General features: G+C 68.6%; 14 protein-coding genes. 7 read left to right on the top strand and 7 right to left on the bottom strand.

The window, feature by feature from the left end; translation table 11 throughout:
* Positions 1-418: 418 nt before the first annotated feature.
* Positions 419-2404 (top strand): DNA topoisomerase IV subunit B, encoded by a 1986-nt coding sequence (locus ACPP3B_RS00685; RefSeq protein WP_424859440.1) that lies wholly within the window; start codon positions 419-421, stop codon positions 2402-2404.
* Here ACPP3B_RS00685 and ACPP3B_RS00680 read toward each other — a convergent pair.
* Together ACPP3B_RS00680 and ACPP3B_RS00675 are read right to left on the bottom strand one after the other, a co-directional pair.
* Complete coding sequence (locus ACPP3B_RS00680; protein ID WP_424859439.1) at positions 2374-3909, bottom strand: ArnT family glycosyltransferase; 1536 nt, start codon at positions 3907-3909, stop codon at positions 2374-2376. The genes ACPP3B_RS00685 and ACPP3B_RS00680 overlap by 31 nt on opposite strands.
* Positions 3910-3964: 55 nt before the next feature.
* The gene (locus ACPP3B_RS00675) at positions 3965-4786 is read right to left on the bottom strand and encodes a phosphatase PAP2 family protein (RefSeq protein WP_424859438.1); all 822 of its coding nucleotides are present in this window, start codon (positions 4784-4786) and stop codon (positions 3965-3967) included.
* A 129-nt stretch (positions 4787-4915) separates the two neighbouring features.
* Here ACPP3B_RS00675 and ACPP3B_RS00670 point away from each other — a divergent pair, with 129 nt between their 5' ends.
* Positions 4916-5593 carry a response regulator gene (locus ACPP3B_RS00670; protein WP_424859437.1) on the top strand — a complete coding sequence of 226 codons (678 nt, stop codon included), beginning with the start codon at positions 4916-4918 and terminating at the stop codon, positions 5591-5593.
* Between the two features lie 86 nt (positions 5594-5679).
* Entirely contained in the window at positions 5680-6378 is a 699-nt protein-coding gene (locus ACPP3B_RS00665; protein ID WP_424859436.1) for a hypothetical protein, read from the top strand.
* Between the two features lie 80 nt (positions 6379-6458).
* On the opposite strand, the gene ACPP3B_RS00660 is transcribed toward ACPP3B_RS00665, so the two are convergent.
* Positions 6459-7448, bottom strand: coding sequence for an IS5 family transposase (locus ACPP3B_RS00660; protein ID WP_424858568.1), 990 nt, complete (start codon positions 7446-7448; stop codon positions 6459-6461).
* 64 nt (positions 7449-7512) lie between these two features.
* On the opposite strand from ACPP3B_RS00660, the gene ACPP3B_RS00655 reads away from it, so the two are divergent.
* Both ACPP3B_RS00655 and ACPP3B_RS00650 read left to right on the top strand, forming a co-directional pair.
* Positions 7513-8178: a sensor histidine kinase gene (locus tag ACPP3B_RS00655; RefSeq protein WP_424859435.1), complete on the top strand. Its 666-nt coding sequence runs from the start codon at positions 7513-7515 to the stop codon at positions 8176-8178.
* Positions 8179-8213: 35 nt separating this feature from the next.
* The gene (locus tag ACPP3B_RS00650; protein ID WP_424859434.1) at positions 8214-9902 is read left to right on the top strand and encodes a phosphoethanolamine transferase; all 1689 of its coding nucleotides are present in this window, start codon (positions 8214-8216) and stop codon (positions 9900-9902) included.
* Positions 9903-9912: 10 nt separating this feature from the next.
* Here ACPP3B_RS00650 and ACPP3B_RS00645 read toward each other — a convergent pair whose 3' ends face one another.
* The gene (locus tag ACPP3B_RS00645) at positions 9913-10296 is read right to left on the bottom strand and encodes a diacylglycerol kinase (protein WP_424859433.1); all 384 of its coding nucleotides are present in this window, start codon (positions 10294-10296) and stop codon (positions 9913-9915) included.
* A 101-nt stretch (positions 10297-10397) separates the two neighbouring features.
* Here ACPP3B_RS00645 and parC point away from each other — a divergent pair, with 101 nt between their 5' ends.
* The gene (gene parC, locus ACPP3B_RS00640) at positions 10398-12812 is read left to right on the top strand and encodes a DNA topoisomerase IV subunit A (protein WP_424859432.1); all 2415 of its coding nucleotides are present in this window, start codon (positions 10398-10400) and stop codon (positions 12810-12812) included.
* 33 nt (positions 12813-12845) lie between these two features.
* On the opposite strand, the gene ACPP3B_RS00635 is transcribed toward parC, so the two are convergent.
* Positions 12846-13316, bottom strand: a complete 471-nt coding sequence (locus ACPP3B_RS00635) for a RidA family protein (protein ID WP_424859431.1) — start codon at positions 13314-13316, stop codon at positions 12846-12848.
* 49 nt (positions 13317-13365) lie between these two features.
* Positions 13366-14259 (bottom strand): transglutaminase family protein, encoded by an 894-nt coding sequence (locus ACPP3B_RS00630; protein ID WP_424859430.1) that lies wholly within the window; start codon positions 14257-14259, stop codon positions 13366-13368.
* A gap of 84 nt (positions 14260-14343) precedes the next feature.
* Between ACPP3B_RS00630 and ACPP3B_RS00625 the strand changes: the two genes are divergently transcribed.
* A complete protein-coding gene (locus tag ACPP3B_RS00625) occupies positions 14344-16767 on the top strand; it encodes a DNA internalization-related competence protein ComEC/Rec2 (protein ID WP_424859429.1) in 2424 nt (807 codons plus the stop codon).
* Here the strand turns inward: ACPP3B_RS00625 and ACPP3B_RS00620 are convergent.
* A complete protein-coding gene (locus tag ACPP3B_RS00620) occupies positions 16740-18620 on the bottom strand; it encodes a GGDEF domain-containing protein (protein ID WP_424859428.1) in 1881 nt (626 codons plus the stop codon). The genes ACPP3B_RS00625 and ACPP3B_RS00620 overlap by 28 nt on opposite strands.
* Positions 18621-18692: the final 72 nt, after the last annotated feature.

The raw sequence follows: 18692 nt of genomic DNA, 5'->3' as shown, positions 1-18692 counted from the left end.
GTCTAGCGCAAGCCCCCCGTGGCCGGGTGGGCAAGCTGTCGCGCCCGTCCATCGAGGCGGGATTTGGCGCCACCGCTGCAGATTCGATGTCAGCGATGCGCGGCAAGTCCTTGTGTCGTTGGGCGTCTTCGCCGTTGTCCCAATTTCTTGTGGATAACTTTGTGGGCAAGCCGTGGCCAGCGATCGCAAAGCCGCATCCGTCAAGGCCTTGAACAGATTGCCTATTTTTTGAGAATCAAAAAATACCAAATAAAACAACGTGGTGCAATATTCTCCGAGTGCGCTGCGGTGCAAACAAGGGGCGTCCAGCGCATCGATACGCGTACAGCCGGTGTCGCGTTTCTGTGCACAACACCATCGGTTGGGGCGCTGTCAAGCCCCCCGGACGGGGCCGAGCGCGCCCCTACAATCGGCCGCCATGGTTGCATCCTCCCCTGCGCCGGGCGCCACTCCCGGCTATGCCGAAGCCTCGATCCGGGTGCTCAAAGGGCTGGAGCCCGTCAAGCAGCGCCCGGGCATGTACACCCGCACCGACAGCCCACTGCACATCGTGCAAGAGGTGATCGACAACGCCGCCGACGAAGCGCTGGCGGGGTTTGGCAAGCGCATTCGTGTCACGTTGCACGCGGACGGCTCGGTCAGCGTGGAAGACGACGGGCGCGGCATCCCGCACGGCCTGCACCCGCAGGAGGGCGTGCCGGTGCTGGAGCTGGTGTTTACCCGGCTGCACGCGGGGGGCAAATTTGACAAGGGACAGGGGGGCGCGTACAGCTTCTCGGGCGGGCTCCATGGCGTGGGCGTGAGCGTGACCAACGCGCTGGCGGCGCGGCTGGAGGTGGCCAGCCACCGCGACGGGCATGTGGCACGCATGGCGTTTGCCGGGGGAGAGGTGGTCGAGCCGCTCACCCGCCGTCCGCTCGAAGCTGGGGAGCGCCGCCAAGGCACCACGGTGCGTGTATGGCCGGATGCGCGCTATTTCGACAGCACGGCGCTGCCGTTGGCGGAGTTGACCCACCTGCTGCGCAGCAAGGCGGTGCTGATGCCGGGCGTCAGCGTCACGCTCGTGAATGAAAAAACGCGCGAGACGCAGACGTGGCAGTACAAAGGGGGCTTGCGCGACTACCTGCTGCAGACGCTGGCTGCCGAGCCGATCATCCCGCTGTTCGAGGGTGAGGGCTACGCCGAGGCGGGACACGAGAGTTTTGCCGAGGGCGAAGGCGCGGCCTGGGCGGTCGCGTTCACCGAGGACGGCCCATTGGTGCGCGAGAGCTATGTCAACCTGATTCCGACCCCGGCCGGCGGCACGCACGACAGCGGGCTGCGCGAAGGGCTGTTCCAGGCCGTGCGCAGCTTCATCGAGCTGCATGCCCTATTGCCCAAAGGGGTCAAGCTACTGTCCGAGGATGTGTTCGCGCGCGCCAGTTATGTGTTGTCGGCCAAGGTGCTCGATCCGCAGTTTCAGGGGCAGATCAAGGAGCGGCTCAATTCACGTGACGCGCTGCGGTTGGTGGCGTCGTTCGTGCGCCCGGCGCTGGAGTTGTGGCTGCACCAGCACGTGGAGCACGGCAAGCGCCTGGCGGAGCTGGTGATTCGCACCGCGCAAAGCCGCCAGAAAGCCGCGCAGAAGGTGGAAAAGCGCAAGGGCTCGGGCGTGGCGGTGCTGCCGGGCAAACTCACTGACTGCGAAAGCCGCGATTTGGCGCGCAACGAGCTGTTTCTGGTCGAGGGCGACAGCGCTGGCGGCAGCGCCAAGATGGGCCGCGACAAGACGTTTCAGGCGGTGCTGCCGCTGCGTGGCAAAGTGCTCAACACCTGGGAGGTAGAGCGCGAGCGGCTGTTTGCCAACACCGAGATCCACGATATCGCGGTGGCCATCGGCGTGGATCCGCACGGCCCTGGTGATGATGTGGATCTGAGTGGCCTGCGCTACGGCAAGGTCTGCATCCTGAGCGACGCGGACGTGGATGGCTCGCACATCCAGGTGCTGCTGCTCACCCTGTTCTTTCGCCACTTTCCCAAGCTCATCGAGGCGGGGCACGTCTACGTGGCCCGGCCGCCGCTGTACCGGGTGGACGTGCCCGCGCGCGGAAAGAAGCCAGCGGGCAAGTTTTACGCGCTGGACGAGGGCGAGCTGGCTGCGATCCTGGATAAATGCGCCAAGGAGGGCGTGCCGCGCGAAAAGTGTCAGATCAGCCGCTTCAAGGGGCTGGGAGAAATGAGCGCCGAGCAGCTGTGGGACACCACACTGAACCCGGACACGCGCCGGCTGTGGCCGGTGACGTTGGGGGCGCTGGACGCCGCGGGCACTGCCGAGCGCTTTGGCCAGCTCATGGGCAAGGGCGAGGCCGCCGCGCGCCGGGAGCTACTGGAGCGCTATGGGGATGCGGTGGAGGTCGACGTTTGAGCGGCGCCGGGTGTCGCGGGCCCATCGGGCAGCCGCTCCAGCAGCACGACGCCGCCGCGCCGGTCGTGCTCGCGGGCAGGCCACGGTGGATCCCGGTCGCTTCGCGTCAGGGCCCATTCGCCCACGGCGGGCTCGCGCCGTGGCGTGACGGCTTGCCGATAGACGCTGAAGCTCGGCGCGTCGAAGCGCCACGTCACGGCGGACACACCAGCAGCACGCGTTTGCAGCCCCGCTCGTTTGACCGCGCCTTGTAACACCTCCCCCGCCCAAGGCGCGACGGCCAGCGCCAGCACCAGCGTGTGCAGCGCGGCCAACGCCATCATGCGCGTCGCCGTGGACCCGCGGCGCCAGGCGAACAACGCCAGACCGAGCGCCGCAGCGCCCAGCGTCACGACCCAGTACCCGGGACCCGCCAGCGCCAATGCCAGTCGCAGTTGATCGGCGTAGTAGCCGTTGCTCGCGCGCTCGGCCAGCATCACGGTCAGCCACGGCAGCGCCGGCCAGAGTCCCAGCAGGGCCACGGCACCGAAGAGGGGTAGCCGTCCGCCGCTGCCCCAGTGGCGCGCCAGCAGCAGAAACAACGGCGTGCTGCCGTAGAGCACGTAGTGGGGCAGCTTGGTGCCCGACAGCGAGAAAAATGCCAGCACAAACAACGCCCAACCCCACAGGTAAACCGCCAAGGGGTCTTGCCAGTCCTGCCGCAGGCGCGCGATCGTGCCGGGCAGGCGCAGGCTCCAGGGGGCCAACAGCAGCGGCAGCATGACCACGTAGTACACGAGGCTGCCGCCGTGGCCCTCGAGCGTGTGGGTAAAGCGCTGGACATTGTGTTTGAGGATGAAGCCGTCGATGAAGGCTTGACCATGCGTGGCCAGGATGGCGGCATACCAGGGACCGGCGATACCCAGCAGCAGCAACCAGCCCCAGGGGTCGCGCGCGGCGACCCACAGCGGCCGTAACTCGCGCCGCGACAGGCAGTACACGGCGGCCGCTGCGGCCGGCACCAGGGCGGCCACAGGCCCTTTGGTCAGCAGGCCCAACGCCACCCAGGCGTAGGCGCGCCGCAAGGCCACGCGGTTTTCCCCGGGGTGGACTTCGAGGTAGCGCCAGATGTCCAGGCCAGCGAGTGTCAACCACAGATTCAACAGCGCGTCGGCCGTCGCCGCGCGGCCGATGATCCACGGCCCCCACGCGGTGCAGACCATGGCCAGTGCCAGCCGTGCAGCGTCATGGCCCAGACGCGGGCGGGCAAAAACCCACACTGCCCATGCCCAAGCACAGGCAGCCAGCGCGGACGGGGCGCGAAACGCCCATTCGCTGGGACCCAGTACCGCCACGGCCAGTGCCTGTAACCAATAAATCAAAATGGGCTTGTCGTAGCGTGGTTGGTCGTTGAGCCAAGTGGCGATCCAGTCGCGCCGCTGCAGCATTTCGCGCGTGGCTTCCGCGAATGCGCCTTCGTCGACATCGAACAGCGGGGGCCAGCCGAGACCCAGACCGAAAGCCAAGAGCGGCAACAAAATGACCCAGGGGTCAAGGTGCGAGCGGACGCGGGCGGCTGGCTCAGTCGGCATAGACAGTTGGATGCGGGCGCAAACGGTGCGACATTTTCCATGCACCCCAGCCCGCGAGCAACGCGCCCAGGGCGTGTGAGACAAACACGACATCGGCAGGAACTGGCCGCCACCACAGAGACACGGCCAGTGCCAGTGCGACCACGGGGCCAGTCCGTTGCCACGAGAGACGGGGCCACGCATGGCCCCAGTGCCGCTGGCCCAGCCAACCCAGCGCAGCACCCCATATCCCCACCACTGCGCCTGCCAGCACGTCCGCCCACCAGTGCGCGCCCACTGCCACGCGCGACAAGCCGACGGCGGCGGCCACTCCGACGGCCAAGCCCCAAGCCCATCGTTGCCGCCGTCCGGGGCCGACCGACAAGGCCCACGCCGCGGCCAGATAAAAGGCCGTGGCCGTGTGTCCGGAGGGAAAGCTGCCCATCTTGAGCACGGGGCCGATGACGTGCAACAGCCCCTCGGGCATGACGGCGGCGGGGCGGGGCGAGGTGACCCAGGCTTTGGTGACATGTACCATGGTAATGGTGGGCAGTGCGCCCCAGGCGGCGATGCCCAGCGCCTGCCGCGGCTGCCCGATCCAGGCGAGCGACAACCACCACAGCGCCAGTGCCCAATGGGCGTCACCCAACCAGGTGAGAGCGTGCCACCACGTGTCGGGCACCAGGCGCGTCCACGTTTGCGTGGCCAGTAGGCTGGCCTGTGCCAGCGGGGGCTGGCGCAGCCATGCGATGGCCATGATGAGTGCCAGCCAGGTCAGGCCGACCCACAGGGTGCGGTGGCGGGAGGTGGGCCAGGATGGGCGTGATGACATGGGATGGGTGTGATGGGCGGCGCGCGGGTAGGCATCGTGCCGGGCCCGTGTGACAATCGGATGGCGCGTTAAGGACATTGCAAAGCCATGGCCTTAAACCCGCCTTAAACGACCTTCGACTTCGATGGCATGCGCATCCTGATCGTGGAAGACGACGCCGCCGTGGCACAGGGCTTGGCCGCGCTGTTGCGGGCCGAGGGCTACGCGTGCGACGTGTGCGCGACGCTGGGGTGTGCAGAGGCGGCACTGGCGGTGGAGTCGTTCGATGCGGTGCTGCTCGATTTGGGGTTGCCAGACGGCGATGGGTTGGTGGGCCTGCAACGCTGGCGTGCCGACGGCCGAACGACGCCGGTGCTGGTGCTGACCGCGCGCGATGCGCTGCCGCAGCGCGTGGTGGGGCTGGATGCCGGTGCCGACGATTACTTGGTCAAACCCTTTGCACCGGAGGAATTGCTGGCGCGGTTGCGGGTGGCGCTGCGCCGCGGTGCCGGACAAGCGCAACCGCTGTGGCGCATCGGGCCCTTGGTGCTGGACCCGGCGGCGCGCGCCGTCTCGCTGCATGGACGGCCCGTTGCCCTGCGGGCCAAGGAATACGCCCTGTTGTGGGCCCTGCTGCGGGCGCGTGGCCACGTCGTCACCCGAGAGCGGCTGCAGCAGGCGCTCTATGGTTTCGACGAGCTGGTGGACAGCAACGCGCTGGAGGTGCACATCCACCATCTGCGGCGTAAGTTGGGCAGTGGGTGGATCGAAACCGTGCGCGGTGTGGGGTATCGCATGCCCGCAGCGCAGGAGGCGATGCAGTCGTGAGCGGGGTGGGCCCAGGGTCTGACGGAGCGCCGGGGCGCGCGCCACGGTTGTGGCGGTACCTGTGGGCGTGGGTACTGGGAGCGTTGTTGCTCGCATGGGTGGTGCTGGTGGCTGCGGCCTACGTCACGGGCGTGCACGAGGCCGAAGAGGTCACCGACGGTCAGTTGGCCACGATGGCACGGCTGTGGCTGCAGGCGCCCCTGCCGTCATCTGCAGACCGAGTAGCGTCGCCACGGTTCTCCGATGCCGAGCCGAGCATGCCCCAGCCGCCCCAGCGTTATGCGCCCGACGTCCACGTGGTGTTGTGGCAGCAGGGCGATCTGGTGTGGGACTCGCACGGCTGGGCCCCCCGTTTGCCCGCCGACGCCCCTGTGGGCTACCACACGTGGGAACTGCCGGACGGTGATCGGCGTCGTCCTTGGCGCTGGTTGGTGGCACAGCAGGGGGCGCGCCGTGTCGCCGTCGGGTTGGACGCCAGCCGCCATCCTGCGCTGGGGCGCGACATCGCGACGCACTTGGTCCGCCCGGCAGTGGTGTTGCTGCCCGTGCTGGCGCTGCTGCTGGCGTGGGCGATCCGGCGCGGCCTGCGGCCGCTGACGCGGCTGGCCGAGCGGCTGCGCGGCTCGGAGCCCGGGCAGCCCATGGACTGGCCCGTGCAGTGCCATGAGGAGCTGTTGCGGGTGCAGCGCGCACTACGGAACCTCTGCACTACCCCGCCCACTCGTTCGTGGCGACGAGTTCAGGGTCAATATCGTTTCGTAGGATGGGATCGAAACAGATGCTGAACGGTTCTTGGGCTCCAGCAAGCCCCTTCGTGGGCCCTCTGCAGCCTCATCCGGCCCCAGTGAGCCCACTGCGGGCGCACTTATCCCGTCGCAGCCAGCAAGGCTTTGCGCGCCAGCCACAGATTGACCAGCGCAAACAGGACGTTGAGCTGCGCGCCGTTCTTGGCCAAGCCTCGATAGGGCGTCTTGCGGTAGCCAAACTGGCATTTGAGTACCCGAAACGGATGCTCACCCTTGGCACGAATGCGCGCCTTGGTGCGTTCCAAGGCATCCATCACCTGGCCAAGAAAAGTGCGCTTGTCCAATGCCCGGCGCTTGCCCGGCCGCATGGCCACGTGCCAAGCGACTTGCTTGCCCTGGTTTTCCGCTCGCTTGTCCACTCCCTGATAGCCCGCATCGGCAAAGACGTCGGTCTCTTGCCCGTGCAAGAGCCGATGCGCCTGCGTCACATCCGAGACGTTGGCAGCGGTGGCCACCACCGTGTGTACCAGCCCTGTCTCGGCGTCGACCCCAACGTGCGCTTTCATGCCGAAGTACCACTGGTTGCCCTTCTTCGTCTGGTGCATCTCAGGGTCGCGCTCACGGCGGGCGTTCTTGGTCGAGCTGGGAGCAGCAATGAGCGTGGCATCCACGATGGTGCCGCTCTTGAGCATGAGGCCACGCTCGGTCAGGATGCGATTGACCGTCTCGAGGATACGCTGGCTCAGGCCGTGTTGCTCCAGCAGGTGGCGAAAGCGCAGGATGGTGCTCTCATCCGGCACGACATCCACCCCCAGGTCCAGACCAACAAAGCTCGCCAGCAGCGGCGTGTCGTACAAGGCTTCCTCCACCGCCGGGTCCGACAGACCAAACCACTGCTGCAAAAAATGAATCCTCAGCAGCTTCTCTACCGCAAAGGGTGGCCGCCCACCCTTGGGACCCGCCTTCGGCGCATACGGCTCGATGAGTGCGACCAACTCTGCCCACGGCACCACACGGTCCATCTGCTCCAAAAACGCACGCTTGCGGGTGCGCTTGGTGCGCAGCTCAAAGCCCGTATACATCGTCGCCTCCAGACTCATCTGCTTCATGTCGCTATTGTCCCATCCCGGCAGTCTGGCAGGAAGGTTTTGCAGACCTTCCCTACAGGATCTGGTGCAACGCTTGCATGCCTTGTGGCAGCGCGAGCGGCGTTTTACCTCCGACGTGGCACACGAGCTGCGCTCTCCGCTGCAGGCGCTGGTGTGGCAAGCGCGCCTGGCGCGCACCCAGCCACACATCCCCGAGGGTCAGGCGGCGCTGGTGCAAGTCGAGCAAGAGGCGCTGCGCGCGGGCGAGCTGCTCACCCAACTGCTGGCGTTGGCCCGAGCGGACGCGCCGGGTGCCGAGCCGGCCGAGCCGGTGGATCTGGCGGCACTGGTGCGTGAGGTGGTGGCACGCTTGCAACCCATGGTCGACGCGCGCGGCCAGCATGTGCAGACGCGTCTGCAGCCCGCCATCGTCTGGGGGCATCCCACGCTGATCCACCTGGCCGTGCGCAATCTGGTGGACAATGCGCTGCGCCATACCCCGAGTGGCTCGCGGGTCGATGTGCGGCTGGGCTGCGAGCCCGACGGGGCGGTGGTACTGCAGGTGGTGGACGACGGGGGCGCGGCGCAGCGCGCGCTGCAGGCGGCGTCCGACCGCGGCGGGCTGGGGGTGGGGCTGGGCTTGGTGCAGCGCATCGCCGAACGCGAAGGCGCCCTCCTGCAGCGCGTCGAGCCACCGCCCTCGTGGACGACGGCATATCAACTGCGCTGGCCGCGGGGGGCAGTGCGTTAAGGCGGCCATAATTCAGTGCGGGCAATCTCGCCGCCATGACCGTACCTGCGCTGACGTTGATGACCGCTACTGCCGATGCTCAACCCAAAGCCGCCCTCGGCTGGCATCCCGCCGTGGCGCTGGCGGTGCTGGCCGTGTGGCTCGCCGTGCCGGGCAATGTGTCGCTGTGGATGGCCGTTTGGGACCACACGGCTGCGTTGGGCATGCGGGCGTGGTGGGTGATGCTGGCATGGGCGGTGGCCCTGGTTGGGGTCAATCTGGCGGTGCTGGCCCTGCTGGCCGCGGGGCCGGTGCGTCGCCCACTGGGGCTCGTGTTCATCATACTGGTAGCCATTCCCAGCTACTTCATGCTGGCGTACGGCGTGGTGATCGACGGCGCCATGGTGACCAACGTGTTGGAGACGGACCTGCGCGAGAGTGCCGATCTGCTCGCCCCGGCGTTGGGGGTGGTGGTTGTGGGGGGCGTGCTGCTGCCCGGCTGGCTGTGGTGGCGGCTGCCGTGGCGGCCCTGGCCGTGGCGGCGGGCACTTGCCTGGCGCGCGGCCTTCGCGGTCGGGGGGCTGGTACTGGCGGGGCTGGCCCTGTGGCTGACGTTTGCGGATTTGGCCTCGCTGATGCGCAACGACCGCGGGCTGCGTTATCGCATCAACCCCTACAACACCATCTATGGGGTGGTTCATTACGCCGCTGGGCGGCTACCTGCCGCGGGTGCATCGACGCCCTTGCTCCCGGTGGGGGCCGATGTGCAACCCCTGCCAGCAGCGCCTCGCGCTGATGAAGCACCCTTGGTTCTCCTGGTGGTGGGCGAGACGGCGCGTGCCGCCAACGTCAGCTTGGGCGGCTACCCTCGTCCCACGATGCCGCGCCTGGCGGCGCTACAGGCGCGAGGCGAGTTGGTGTACTTTGCACAAACCACCTCGTGCGGCACCGACACCGCGACCTCGGTGCCCTGTTTGTTCAGCCCAGACGGCCGCGATGCCCGCACGCCACCGCAGCGGCAAGAAAACCTGCTCGACGTTTGGCAACGTGCGGGACTGGCCGTCACCTGGCTGGACAACCAGTCCGGCTGCAAGGGGGTGTGCAACCGAGTGCCCACCCGCCGCACCGATCGCTTGGGGCTGCCCGACCTGTGCCGCGGCGACGAATGCTGGGATGAGGTCTTGCTGCGCGAACTGCCCTCATCGCTAGCGGCGCTCGACCCGGCGCGGCGCCGGGTGGGAACCGTGGCGGTGCTGCACATGATGGGCAGCCACGGACCGGCCTACTACAAGCGAACCCCGCCGGCGTTCAAACCGTTTCGTCCTGAGTGCACGAACAACCAGTTGCAGGCGTGCGACCGCCAAGCGATCGTCAACGCCTACGACAACACGCTGTACTACACCGACCATGTGCTGGCCGAACTCGTCGAGTGGCTGCGCGCGCGCCCCGGGCCGACGGCGCTGTGGTACGTGTCCGACCATGGCGAATCGCTGGGGGAAGGTGGGGTCTATTTGCACGGTATGCCCTACGCGCTGGCGCCGCGCGAGCAAACACACGTACCGATGTTGGTGTGGGCCAATGATGCGATGCGCGAACGACTGGGGCTGTCGTGGGAATGTCTACAGCGGCGCGCGGTCAAGCCAGCCTCGCACGACGACGTCTTTCACACCCTGCTCGGGGTGTGGGACATCCGGACCCACGCCTACCGTTCCGAGCGGGATTTGCTGCGCACGTGCCGGTCGTGAGAGCGTCCGCCTAGGCGCTACGCCACCAGGTCCACAACGCCGCGCCCCACACGCCCCCGGCCAGCAGCAGGGACAGCAGCACCGCGGCGCTGCCCATGTCCTTGGCGCGTTTGGCCAGCGCGTGCCATTCGGGTCCGATGCGGTCGACCACCGACTCCACCGCGGTGTTGAGCAGCTCGACCACCCACACCAGGATCACCACTGCCACCAGCAGCGCCATCTCAGCCCAGGTGCGCCCCAGCAGCCAAGCCGCGGGCAGCAACAGCACGCCAAGCAGCAGTTCCTGCCGGAACGCGGGCTCGTGCCAGCCGGCACGCAGGCCATCGATCGAATACTGGGTGGCATGCCACAGGCGTGACAGCCCGCGGCGCTTGGGTGGAGGGAGTCGAGCCATGGAATTGCGTACCGTGCCGACAGCGGCGGCGATCGGGTGGATGGTGGCGACGCGCTGCAGTGTAGAGCAAGCGGCGGCGTCGATTCGAGGGACAATAAAGCATGTCCATGACCGTGTTGCCCCCCGAGCCGCGCACCGACCGCGCTGACGACCCCGACAGCCTGGCCGCCTACGCCGAGCGCGCCTATTTGGAATATGCGTTGAGCGTGGTCAAGGGCCGCGCCTTGCCCGACGTGTGCGACGGCCTCAAGCCGGTACAGCGCCGCATCCTATACGCGATGCAGCGCATGGGGCTGGGCTGGGGCGGACCCAACCGCACCGCACCACCCAAGCCGGTCAAGAGCGCGCGTGTCGTGGGCGACGTGCTGGGGCGCTTTCACCCCCATGGCGACCAAGCCGCGTATGACGCGCTGGTGCGCATGGCGCAGGACTTCACACAGCGCTACCCCTTGATCGATGGCCAGGGCAACTTCGGCAGCCGCGACGGCGATGGGGCGGCGGCCATGCGCTATACCGAGGCGCGCCTGAGCCGCATCAGCACCCTGCTGCTGGATGAGATTGACCAGGGCACGGTGGACTTCGTGCCCAACTACGACGGCTCGACCGAGGAGCCGCGCCAACTGCCCGCGCGCCTGCCGTTCGTGCTGCTCAACGGCGCCAGCGGTATCGCCGTGGGGCTGGCCACCGAGATCCCGAGCCACAACCTGCGTGAGGTGGCCGATGCGTGCGTGGCGCTGATCAAGGATCCCGACCTCGCAGACGACGAGCTGTTCGCGTATTTGCCCGGCCCCGACTTTCCCGGTGGCGCCCAGATCATCAGCACGCCGGCAGAGATCCGAGACGCCTACCGCAGCGGCCGCGGTAGCCTGAAAGTGCGCGCGCGCTGGACGATCGAGGAACTGGCGCGTGGCCAGTGGCAGTGGGCGGTGACGGAACTGCCGCCGGGGGTGAGCGCGCAGCGTGTGTTGGAGGAGATCGAGGAAGCGACCAACCCGAAAGTGCGCCCGGGCAAAAAGGCGCTCACGCCCGAGCAATTGCAGCTCAAGGCCAGCCTGCTGGCGGTGCTGGACGGCGTGCGCGACGAGTCGGGCAAGGAGGCACCGGTGCGGCTGGTATTCGAGCCCAAGAGCAGCCGTCTGGCGCCGGCCGATCTGATCGCGCCGCTGCTGGCCCACACCAGCCTCGAGACGTCGGTGCCGATCAATCTGACGGTGGTGGGGCGCGATGGCAAGCCGCGGCTGCAGTCGTTGCGGCAGATCCTTGCCGATTGGATCGCGTTCCGGCAGGACACGGTCGTGCGCCGCTCGCGCCAGCGCCTGCAACAGGTGCTCGAGCGCATCCACATCCTGGAAGGGCGGCAGGTGGTGCTGCTGCACATCGACGAGGTGATTGCCATCATTCGCGCCAGCGACGAGCCGAAGCAGGCCTTGATGGCCCGCTTTGCGCTGACCGGGCAGCAGGCGGATGACATCCTGGAAATCCGCTTGCGCCAACTCGCGCGGCTGGAGGCGATTCGCATCGAGCAAGAGCTGCAGGCGCTGCGCGAAGAGCAGGGCCGGCTGGAAGACGTGCTGGGCAACCCGGCCAGCTTGCGCCGGCTGATGGTGCGCGAGATCGAGGCCGACGCCAAAACCTTTGGCGATGCGCGCCGCACGCTCATCCAGCCCGAGAAGAAGGCGGTGGCCGAGATCCGCGTGGTGGACGAGCCGGTGACGGTGGTTGTCTCCGCCAAGGGCTGGGTGCGCGCGCGCACCGGCCACGGGCACGAGGCGATGGCGTTCGGCTTCAAGGCGGGCGACGGGCTGTACGCCACGTTCGAGTGCCGCACCGTCGACACCCTGATCGTGCTGGGCAGCAACGGCCGGGTCTACAGCGTGCCGGTGGCGAGTCTGCCCGGCGGGCGCGGCGACGGCCAGCCCATCACCACGCTCATCGACCTGGAGCCCGGCACGCAACCGGTGCACTTCCTGGCGGGAGCCGCTGCGTCGACTTGGCTGCTCAGCGGCAGTGGCGGTCATGGGTTGTTGGCGACGGTGGAGGACATGACGACCCGTCAGCGCGGGGGCAAGGCCTTTTTGACGCTGGCCGAGGGCGAGGCGCCGTGTCTGCCGTCACCCGTGCGCGGCCACGGGCGGGTGCAGTATCCCGGCGCCGATGGCGCCGCCGTCGTGTCGCCCCCGCGGCTGGAAGGGGAAGACCGTGCGCCCGAGCCCGCCACCCATGTGTGCGTCGTCTCGGCCAGTGGCCGCTTGTTGACGTTTGAGATCGACGAGCTCAAGGTCCAACCCAAGGGCGGCCGCGGCTTGCTGCTGATCGGATTGGAGCGCGGCGATACGCTGGTCGGTGCGGCTGCCTACGCGCGCAGCGTGCGCATCGACGGGGTGGCCCGCAGCGGTCAGCCGCGCGCCGAGGTGCTGGAGGCGCGCAGCCTGCACAACGCGCTGGCCGCGCGCGGCCGCAAGGGGCGCGACGTGCGCTTCGGTTTCAAGCCGCAGCGCGTGTTGCGGGTGCTCTGAGCGCTACCGCGCTGCCGCGCGGATTGGGGACGCTCAGGCCAGCTCGGTGATGAGCTCGATTTCGACGCACGCGCCCAGCGGCAGTTGGGCCACGCCGAAGGCGCTGCGCGCGTGCGCGCCCACCTCGGGGCCGAAGACCTGGCCCAACAGCTCCGAACAACCATTGGTGACCAGGTGCTGCTCAGTGTAGCTTGGGGTGGAATTGACCAGGCTGAGCACCTTGACGATGCGCCGCACGCCGTCGAGCGTGGTGCCCGCGGCGCGGCAGGCCGCCTCCAGCGTGCCCAGCAGGTCGATGGCGACCGCGCGCGCGGCCGCTTGACCCTCTTCGGTGGTCATGGTCAGACCCAGCTGGCCCACCCAGGGTTTGCCATCGCGTTTGGCGATGTGGCCACTCAAAAAGACCAGCCGACCCGTTTGGACGAAAGGCACGTAAGCCGCAGCGGGAACCGCCACGGGGGGCAGGGTTAGCCCGAGGTGTTGCAGGCGGGTGTAAACACTCATGTGTGGTACTCCTTCGCCGCCCGATTCTAGTCACCCGCACTGCCACGGGTCATGGTCTGGCGGCGGTGACGCTGACCGCGACCTCCAGCGTGTGCGCGCCGCCACCCTGTAGCGTGCCGCGCAGTGGCGAGACGTCGCCGTAGTCCCGGCCAAACGCCAAGGTGACGAAACCCTCATCCGGTCGGTCCCAGCCCCAGCGGTGGTTGGTGGGGTCGAGGTGAAACCAGCGCCCCGCATGGGGGACGGCCACCCAAGCGTGCGACGCATCGGCCCCCAGCAGCCGCGGCTGGCCAGGTGGCGGTTCGTTCCAGACGTAGCCGCTGACATACCGTGCCGGCAAGCCCAGCGCGCGCAGCGCCGCGATCATCACGTGCGCGTAGTCCTGGCACACGCCCGCACGCTGGCGAAACGCCTGCAGCGGCGGGGTATCGACCCGCGTGCTACCGGGGGCATACGTCCAGTCGCGGTGCAGCCGCGTGGCCAGATCGCGGCAGCCATCTAACCAGCCGCCCCCCGGGACGAGGCTTTGCAGCGTGTAGGCGCGCAACTCTGGGTCGCCCAGTGCGTCAGGCCCCACATGTGGCGAAGCCATCGTGTACGGCTGCAGCACGCGGGAGGTGGCATCCGCGCCGCGCTGCAGCTGGCGCTGCAGCGCTTCCCACGGCTGATCATCGGTCGGTTGGGCGGGCGGCTGGGTTTCGACCATCGACTCGGCCAGCACGTCCAGCTCGGTGTGGGGCTGCGCGATGGCAAAGTGGGTGCGGCGGTTGCCGTAGGCGTCGATGTCGTCGTGCCGCTGTGCCGGTGCAGGGTCGATCTGTAGGGTGTGCGACAGCCGTCGCTGCCCGAAGCCGTCGCGGGGGCACAACATGGCCACATGTTGCGACGACACCACGGGGTGTTCGTACCGGTAGCGGGTCAGGTGGCGGATCTGCAGACGCATGCCCGCGATAATGCCGCAAACCGCCCGTGGTACCGGCGAGCACCACGGCACGGGGCGGTGGTCGACGAGGGAGGAGGCGCAGTGGTGGTGTCCAGGGGGTGCGTGGCGCGTCGGCTGTGGGTGCCCGCGTTGCTGGGCTGGGTCGCGGGTACCCTAGCGCAGCTGGCACAACCGGCCCTGTGGCCTTTGCTTGCCTACGGCTCGGTAGCGGCAGTGGGGGTGGTCTTGCTGGCGCTGGCGATCGGGCGAGGGCGCCAATCACGCTGGCCCGCCGTTGCCGTGGGGTGCGCCGCGGCGTTGCTGGCGTTTGCCAGCACCGGCGGCCGCGCCGTGGACCACACCCAGCGGGTGTTGGCCCGGGCCTGGGATGGAGCGACGGTGCAGGCCGTCTGGCGCGTTCAAGACCTGCCGGCGCGACACGCCGACGGTGTGGTGTTCGATGCCACCCTGTTATCTGCCCATACCCCGCAGGGAGATGCCGTGCCGATCGCCGGCGTCGTTCGCTTGACATGGCGCCTGGCGCCGGGTGGCGACTCGCGCGCGGGGCCGCCGCGCGTCATGCCGGGGCAGGCGTGGCGCGGCTGGCTGCGGCTGCGGGCACCCCGGGGGTTGGCCAATCCGTACGGCTTCGATGCCGAGACATGGCTGTGGCGCGAGGGAGTGGCCGCCACCGGTAGCGTGCTCCACAGCGGTCGATGGGCGGCGCCGCACCCCTTGCACGATGAGCAGTGGCGCCACCCGGTCGCACGGGCGCGCACGCTGGTGCGCGACGCGATTGTCGAGCGGTTGGCGGCGCCCCACGGCGCTGCCGCGACCGGTCTGATCGCCGCCCTGGTCACGGGTGACCAGGGGGCCATCCCGGCGGCCGACTGGGTGGCCATTCGGGCGACGGGCGTGGCGCACTTGGTCGCCATTTCCGGCCTGCATGTGACGATGTTTGCTGTGCTCGCCACGGCGGTCGTGGGGGTGGTGTGGCGCGCGGTCGGGCGCCGCTGGCCGCGGTGGCTGTTGACTTGTCCCGTGCCCGTCGCGGCGGGCGTGGGCGGGGTGGGGCTGGCGCTGGCGTATGCGCTGTTTGCGGGCTGGGGGGTACCGGCACAGCGCACGGTGACGATGCTGGCGGTGGTGGTGGCGCTGCAGCTCAGCGGTCGTCGTTGGCTGTGGCCGGCGGTCTGGCTCGCGGCCATGGCGGCGGCTCTCGCGATCGACCCTTGGGCCGTGCTGCAGCCGGGGTTTTGGTTGAGTTTCGTGGCGGTGGGGGTGCTGTTCGGCCTAGGTCCCGCCCCCGCGCCAGAGGTCAGCATGGCAGCGCGGGCATGGCAGGCGCTGCGCCAGTTGCTCACCGTGCAGGTGCTCATCACGGTGGCGCTGGCGCCGCTGACCTTGTTGTTGTTCGGACAGGTCTCGCTCGTCGGGCTGGTGGCCAATGCGGTGGCCATACCGTGGGTGACGCTGGTACTCACGCCGCTGGCCTTGGCGGGCGTGATGCTGCCCCTGCTGTGGGACTGGGCCGCGTGGCTGGCACGGGCACTGATGGTGCTGTTGCATGGGATGGCGCAATGGCCCTGGGCGGTGTGGGAGCGCCCCGCGGTGCCGCTGCCGCTGGCGGCGCTGGCGTGCCTGGGCGCGGTGCTGCTGGTGTGGCGGCTGCCCTGGCGCTGGCGCGCGTGGGGCGCGTGGTTGCTGTGGCCGGCGCTAGCGTTTCAGCCGCCCGCCCCCGCACACGGGGCGTTCGAGGTGCTGCTGCCCGATGTCGGTCAGGGCAGTGCCGCCATCGTGCGCACGGCGCGCCACACGCTGGTGTTCGACAGCGGCCCGCCGCTGGGGCGCAGCGATGCGGCCGAGCGTGTGCTGCTGCCCTGGCTGCGCGCGCTGGGCGCGCAGCCAACGGCGATCGTCATCAGTCACGACGACAGCGACCATGCCGCAGGGATGGCGACGCTGGCGCGACGGTATCCCGGCGCGCAATGGTGGGCCTCGTTCGACGCCGCCCCTCGGGTGTCGATTCCAGTGCAGCACTGCGCCGCGGGCGCCAGCTGGGAGTGGGATGGGGTGCGGTTTGTCTTTTTGCATCCACCTACACCAGAGTATGGTGCACCCGGGCCCGATGGCGACAATGCCCGCTCGTGCGTGCTGCTGGTCGGCAGCGGTGAGCAGGCCGCGTTGCTGACCGGTGATATCACGCAGGCGGAGGAAGCGGCGTTGATCGCCGCCTATCCGCACCTGCGCGCGGGCTTGCTGGTGGCGGCCCACCACGGCAGCCGCACCTCGACCAGTGCGGCGTGGCTGGACAGGCTGCAGCCGGCGGCGGTGGCCATTCAGTCGGGCTGGCGCAACCGCTATGGACACCCTCACCCAGATGTGGTGCAGCGTTTGCAGGAGCGCTCGCTCACCTGGGCCAACACGGCCACCTGTGGCGCGATTACCTGGCGCAGCGAAGCCAGCGCCAGCCTGTCGTGCGAGCGCCAGCGGGTGCGCCGCTACTGGCTGACGTCAGCGCCGGACTGAGCGGGTGCGTGTCCCCCGGCCGTCGCGGGCTCGGGCGCTTGTCCGTCCGGCGCCGCCCGCTCATCCAGCACGTAAATGCCCAGTCGGGCCTGCTTGGCGTGGTGTTTGGCAACGGCGGCGGTGTTGGCCACGTCCTCTGCACTGCGCAGACGGCCAGGGTGCACCACCACGACGCCGATGCTGACCGTGGTAAAGCCATGAAAGCGCATCACACCGTGCCGATCCTCGGCATGGATGCCGCCAGCCTCGATCGCCTCTTCGTCGTAAAGCTCGCGCGCCGCCTGGTTGAACTGCTGCACCGCGCGCTCGAGGCGCTCGCGCCAGTCGGGGCTTTGCATCAGCAGCACGAAATCGTCGCCGCCCACGTGGCCGATGAAGTCGCGCCGCGGATCGCACGCCTCGCTCAAGCAGCGGGCCTGGGTGCGGATCATCTCGTCGCCGCGCCAGTAACCGTAATGGTCGTTGAACGCCTTGAAGTGATTGAGGTCGGCGTAGCAGGCCGCAAACGGTGCGCCGTGTTGTAGCAGGCGCTCGATGTGTTGGGTCAGCGGCACGTTGCCCGGCAGGAAGGTCAGTGGGTTGGCGTGGCGCGCGGCCTCGATGCGCGCTTCGGTGACGCGCCGCACCAGCTGTTCACCCGTGCCCATGCCGACGTAGTGACCGTTTTCGGTGATGATGAAGCCGTCGCGCAGGTAGCGCTGGTCGGGCGACATCAGCACTTGAGTGAGCTGCTCGATGGGGGTGTGGATGTCCACGCACAACGGGTCTTTGTTGGCATGCACCCGGCACGGTCGGCGTCCGTACAGCTCGCGGAAATAGCGGTTTTGCAGCGCCAGCTCCTGCATGGTCTGGCGCGTGATCAACCCGATCGGGCGGCCTTTGTCCACGAGGGCGAACGCATGCAGGTCCGGGTGGCGTCGAAACATCGCCATCGCTTCGTCGTGGCTGGCATGGGCGTCGAGCGCCGGTGCGTCGATGAGCAGGGACCGTGCCGTCAAGCCACGATTGCCGATCTGGCGCTCCTGTGGCAGGACCGCGATCTCCCGGCTGCGCAGCACGGTGAGCGCTTCCTCCGGCACCAGGGTGCGCGGCGTGGCTTGGGGCCGCCCCAGCAGGTAGCCCTGTACCAAGGGGATACCCATGTCGCGCAGCACCATCAGTTCGTCGGTCTCTTCCACCCCCTCGGCGATGAGACGCGAGCCAAACGTTTCGGCCAGCTGCTGCAGCGCGCGCAACGTCTTGAGCTTGTGGCTCTCCAGGTGCACGTGGCGTACGAAATATTTGTCGATCTTGACGAACTCGGGCCGCAGCTCCGACCACAAGCGCAGGCTGGAGCGGCCGTCGCCAAAATCATCCAGTGCCAGGGCGGCACCGGCGGCACGCCACTCCGACAGCGCCTCCTGCACCGCGTCGACGTCGTGCACCAGTTGGTGCTCGGTCAATTCGAGCACGACGCCCGACAAGTCTCCCGCCGTCCCGCCGCCAGCATTGGCCGTCATCGTCGAGGGTTCTGCCGGGCCACCCCGCCACTGTTGCAGCGCACCGTGCACGAGCGCATCGGCGCTGAGGTTGACGAACAACTGCCCGATGCCGGGTTCCGTGCTGCGCCGTGCCAGCGCCAGTTGTACACAGGCGTGTTCCAACTCGAGCGTGCAGCCCTCGCGGCGCGCCGCTGCGAACAGGGTGTCGGGGCTGCGCCAAGCGCAGCCGGGCGGCGTGCGAACCAGCGCCTCGTGGCCCACCACCCGCCGCGCGGCCAGATCGACGATCGGCTGCACGTGCGTGTGCAGCCCACCCGCGCTCAGCAGGGCGCGCACGCTGTTGGGGTCGGGAGGCGCCGATGGTGCAGGCACGCTCAGTATCATGGGAGCACGGTTCGAAACAGACCAGCCATCACGATAATGCGCCTGGATGTCAGTTTCATG

Origin of the sequence: Tepidimonas sp. HKU77, from assembly GCF_049728535.1 — a bacterium.
Taxonomy (GTDB): Bacteria; Pseudomonadota; Gammaproteobacteria; order Burkholderiales; family Burkholderiaceae_C; genus Tepidimonas.
This window is presented reverse-complemented; position numbering and strand designations above follow the sequence as displayed.

What these genes read in the sequence shown, in the direction of transcription:
- ACPP3B_RS00685 (WP_424859440.1), top strand. Translation starts at nt 419, where the DNA reads ATGGTTGCATCCTCCCCTGCGCCGGGCGCCACTCCCGGCTATGCCGAA.
- ACPP3B_RS00675 (WP_424859438.1), bottom strand. Translation starts at nt 4,786, where the DNA reads ATGTCATCACGCCCATCCTGGCCCACCTCCCGCCACCGCACCCTGTGG.
- ACPP3B_RS00670 (WP_424859437.1), top strand. Translation starts at nt 4,916, where the DNA reads ATGCGCATCCTGATCGTGGAAGACGACGCCGCCGTGGCACAGGGCTTG.
- ACPP3B_RS00660 (WP_424858568.1), bottom strand. Translation starts at nt 7,448, where the DNA reads ATGAAGCAGATGAGTCTGGAGGCGACGATGTATACGGGCTTTGAGCTG.
- ACPP3B_RS00650 (WP_424859434.1), top strand. Translation starts at nt 8,214, where the DNA reads ATGACCGTACCTGCGCTGACGTTGATGACCGCTACTGCCGATGCTCAA.
- ACPP3B_RS00645 (WP_424859433.1), bottom strand. Translation starts at nt 10,296, where the DNA reads ATGGCTCGACTCCCTCCACCCAAGCGCCGCGGGCTGTCACGCCTGTGG.
- parC (WP_424859432.1), top strand. Translation starts at nt 10,398, where the DNA reads ATGTCCATGACCGTGTTGCCCCCCGAGCCGCGCACCGACCGCGCTGAC.
- ACPP3B_RS00635 (WP_424859431.1), bottom strand. Translation starts at nt 13,316, where the DNA reads ATGAGTGTTTACACCCGCCTGCAACACCTCGGGCTAACCCTGCCCCCC.
- ACPP3B_RS00630 (WP_424859430.1), bottom strand. Translation starts at nt 14,259, where the DNA reads ATGCGTCTGCAGATCCGCCACCTGACCCGCTACCGGTACGAACACCCC.